Genomic DNA, 679 nt, shown 5'->3' with positions numbered 1-679 from the left:
TCATAAGTCGTTACATAACTTGGTGCGTTAACGCTTTACATCTGGCGTTACTGGATGAACACTTCCACCCAAAGTACAATGGCAGCCGACATAATAGAGTCAGTAGGAAATTATGAGTAACACGACGGCGAAAAAGTCGAATCCCCTATTCGAGATCCTTTTTAACGTATTCATCCCTTCGTTCATCTTGATGAAATACAGTGGCGAAGAGCACCTAGGAACCGCAATGGCACTGGTTGTCGCTTTGCTCTTTCCTGTGGTTTACGGCGGTATGGATCTCATCCGCAACAAGAAATTTAACTTTATCTCAGCACTTGGTTTTATCAGCGTATTATTAACTGGCGGCATTGGCTTGTTGGAGCTTGATACTCGCTGGTTAGCCTTGAAAGAAGCCTTGATTCCCGGCCTGATCGGCATCGCGGTATTGGGCTCCACTTTTACCCGCTACCCATTGATGCAAAAAATGGTATTGAACGACACGGTTTTGAACCTCGCATTGATTAACGAGCGTTTGAGAGAAAATGGTAAAACCGATGCGTTCGAACGTTGCCTAATGTCTTCGAACTACTTGTTCGCAAGCACCTTTGCATTCTCATCTGCAATGAACTACTTCCTTGCTACGTGGATCGTCACCAGCCCATCAGGCACTACGGCCTTCAATGAAGAGCTCGGTAAGTTG

The 679-nt window shown here is 45.7% G+C and carries 1 protein-coding gene; it reads left to right on the top strand.

Going from position 1 to position 679, the window contains the following annotated elements; genetic code table 11:
* Window positions 1-112 precede the first annotated feature (112 nt).
* On the top strand, window positions 113-679 hold a 567-nt coding region (locus tag R7P64_RS24265; protein ID WP_318124160.1), incomplete at its 3' end, for a VC0807 family protein.

Origin of the sequence: Vibrio sp. 2304 (assembly GCF_033339475.1) — a bacterium.
GTDB lineage: Bacteria > Pseudomonadota > Gammaproteobacteria > Enterobacterales > Vibrionaceae > Vibrio > Vibrio alginolyticus.
This window is presented reverse-complemented; position numbering and strand designations above follow the sequence as displayed.